The following is a 2958-nucleotide window of genomic DNA, read 5'->3' on the forward strand; positions in this document are numbered from 1 at the left end:
CATCCGCGCGAAATTGACCCCGGCGCAGCGGTGCATCCCGCCGCCGAAGCCGATCAGGCTGTTGCTCTCCACCTTCGCATCGGCGCGCTCGGTATCGAACCGCTCGGGGCGATACTCATCGGGGGCGGTGAACACCTCGCTCATCCGGTGGCTGACCGAGGGTGCGAGCAGCACCCAGTCGCCCTTATGCACTTGATAACCCTCGCGCTCGAAATCGGCAGCGGCCTTGCGGATCATCGTGAACGCGACCGGGTGGAGCCGCTCGGTCTCGCGTAATGCGAGATCCATCTTCTGCATCGCGATCGCCTGATCCCAGCTCATATCCGCGCCGGAGGTCGAGCCGAGGATCTGCTGCAATTCACCCTGGAGCGTCTCGCGATAACCCGGGTTCTGCAGGATATCGATCAGCGCCCAGCTCACCTGCCCGGTGGTCGTCTCATGCCCGGCCCAGACGAGCAGCAGGATCATATGGATGATCAACTCGTCGGCGATCGGGGTGCCGTCCGGATAGGTCGCCGCGACGATATCCTGGAAGAAATCGGCCGGCTCGACCGGGTTGCGGCGGCGCTCGGCGATCCAGTCGGTGAGGATGCGGTGGAGCTTGCGCTTCGCCGCCTGGCTCTTGCGCATCTTGCGCGTCGGCACCCACAAGGGCAGCACGAATTCCATCCCGCCCGAAAAATCGCGGAACAGATCGAAGAATTCGTGGCCCAGCTTCTGCTTGAAATCGCGCCCCATGAAGCTGTGCGCGGCGATATCCATCACCACCGGCCCCAGCGTCTGCACCAGATCGAATTCGCCGCTGTCGCCGAGGCTATAGGCCAGCGCCATCGACTCCTCGGCCATCACCGGCACATATTGCTTCATCGCCGACGCCTTGAAGCGCGGCATGATCACCGCGCGCTGACGGAGATATTCTTCCATCTCCGCGAAGGAGTAGAAGTTCGGCGAGAACATCTTGTGGAAGAACGGCATCGACTCGCGGATCGACAGAAGTTTGTCGGTTTCCTGGAAGACGAAGCGGTTATTGTCCGGCCCGAGCAGCACGACCATCCGCCGCCCGCCCATGCGAAAGCTGAAGATCGGCCCGCGCTTGTTATAGCCATCGCGCAGCAACTTTACCGGGTCGCGGAAGAAATCCGTCAGATGCCCCAACAGGGGTAAGCCACCGTCCAGCGTCGGTGGTTCAGCCGGTGCTTCAAGGGCGAGCGCCGCCATCGCATCATCTCCTCTTGTCGCCGGTTCGTGCCGGCTTTGGACAAGAGTATCGTCAGACGCGCCCGATCAACGCGAGCGCGGGTTACGAAGTAGCGTATTTCAATACTCGGGAGCCTGACTTTCAAGACTATCAGCGATATCGCGGGCAAGCAGTTCGAGCGGCACCGGGGTCGAGGCGATCAGCATCCCGACATTGGTCTTGAGCGCCGGGGGCAGCGCCGCATCCTGCGCGACGAGATCGCGCACCTCGCGGAAAAGATTGGCGATGCGCCGCGACAACAGGGCGCGCGACGCCTCGGAAAGCTCGCCGATCTCGAATTCCCATACCGAGCCGGGCGAGGAGAAATCGCGCGCGAGGAATTCCTCTTTCACGCGCTGGTCGAAGAAGCGGCGGATCGGGCCGCCGGGGCGCCATTTGATGTTGCGCGCGGTCATCAGCCGCACTGCATTGCCGGGGAGGAGCTGGATCAGCCCCATCCGTTCGAGCTTGACCAATGCGGGGATCAGCATCGCCTGCCCGACGCCATAATGGTTCTCGATCCGCGCCACCGTCCAGCCGCCGAGCAGCAGGTGAAAACAGAACAGCAGCATCGGATCGTCGACCAATGCCTGTTCGAGCGCATCGTTGAGCGTGTCGCGCGCGGCAGGCCGCCCCTCCTCCGCCATCCGCGCGAGATCGAGGAAGCTGATCCCGATCAGCTCGCACAATTGCTCGACGCGATCGATCGTGAAGCTGCGTTGCGCGAAGATCCGCTTGGTGCTGGCGTGGCTCAGCCCGAGCGCGGCGGCGACATCGGCATAGGTCATGCCGCGATCCTTGAGCGCGCGTTTCACCGCCTCGACGAGATAGACCGACTGGCCGTGGAGCCGCTCCGTCTTCACTTGCCCTGCCCTCCCCCGGTCGACGCTCGTTGTGCGGACTCTTAGGCCGGATCGGCAGCGGGCGGAAACCCCTTGTGCTCCCGCAAAGGCGGGAGCCTAAGCCTGCAACATCGCGACCAGCCGCGCCTTCATCGGCTGCACCCAATCGCGCTTCAACGTCGCGCTGAGCAGTCCGGCTTCATCGAGCTCGTCGCACAGCCGCATCTGGTGCGCGATATCGAACAGATCCATTTGGTAGCTGAACTTGCCCTCGCCGCCGTAGGTGATCAGCGAAACCCCGTGGGTTTCGTAAAAACTCCCGTCGGCGCGGCGGCCGGGGCCGCGGTTGACCCAATGGCTGATGATCCGGTCGCCCTCGATCGCCCAGTCGAGGATCGGGAAGCTCCATCCCTCCCAGCCCGAGCCGACGTCCATATCGCGCCCGTAATGCGTGCGGCGGATTTCCTCGCGCCCGTTCGCCACCACCGGCATCGCGCCGCCATAGGGGCAAATGTAGACGCAATCCTCGTGGTAGAATTCGTCCGCCAGCCACGACCATTGATTGCGCCGTTCGGCCTCGATGAAGGCATCGCGCAGCCCGCTGATCGCCGCCGCCACTTCCTCGCGCGGATAGCTCATGCTCAAATCTCCGGCCGCTGGGCTTTTTCGGCGAGATAACGCGCCGGGAAATCGGGCAGCGGATCGAGTTTCGCCACCTTCTCGAACAGCCGGCGATAGGCCGACCGGCTGATCCGCCATTCGCCGTCGATGCGCCGGTATTCGTCGCGATAGAGGCATGCCCCGCTGGTCTCGATCCCGGTGCGCAAATCGACCGCCCAGTCCGTCAGCGTCCAGCGCCCCTCGGCACTCTCCCCGCTG

Annotated in this window: 4 protein-coding genes; all 4 read right to left on the reverse strand. The window is 63.9% G+C overall.

Annotated features, from left to right (window positions below):
• A partial coding sequence (locus BGN95_RS25950) for a cytochrome P450 (protein WP_286774505.1) occupies positions 1 to 1218 on the reverse strand: 1218 nt, incomplete at its 3' end.
• Between the two features lie 99 nt (positions 1219 to 1317).
• Positions 1318 to 2100: a helix-turn-helix domain-containing protein gene (locus BGN95_RS25955; RefSeq protein ID WP_265268648.1), complete on the reverse strand. Its 783-nt coding sequence runs from the start codon at positions 2098 to 2100 to the stop codon at positions 1318 to 1320.
• Between the two features lie 96 nt (positions 2101 to 2196).
• Positions 2197 to 2718 carry a nuclear transport factor 2 family protein gene (locus tag BGN95_RS25960; RefSeq protein ID WP_286774506.1) on the reverse strand — a complete coding sequence of 174 codons (522 nt, stop codon included), beginning with the start codon at positions 2716 to 2718 and terminating at the stop codon, positions 2197 to 2199.
• 2 nt (positions 2719 to 2720) lie between these two features.
• The coding region (locus tag BGN95_RS25965; protein ID WP_286774507.1) for a nuclear transport factor 2 family protein at positions 2721 to 2958 on the reverse strand (238 nt) is incomplete at its 5' end.

This window comes from Sphingomonas sp. 66-10, from assembly GCF_001897045.1.
In the GTDB taxonomy this organism is placed as follows: domain Bacteria; phylum Pseudomonadota; class Alphaproteobacteria; order Sphingomonadales; family Sphingomonadaceae; genus Sphingomonas; species Sphingomonas lycopersici.

Bases quoted from the DNA above. Each gene is read 5' to 3' on its own strand.
- BGN95_RS25960 (WP_286774506.1), bottom strand. From the start codon at position 2,718: ATGAGCTATCCGCGCGAGGAAGTGGCGGCGGCGATCAGCGGGCTGCGC.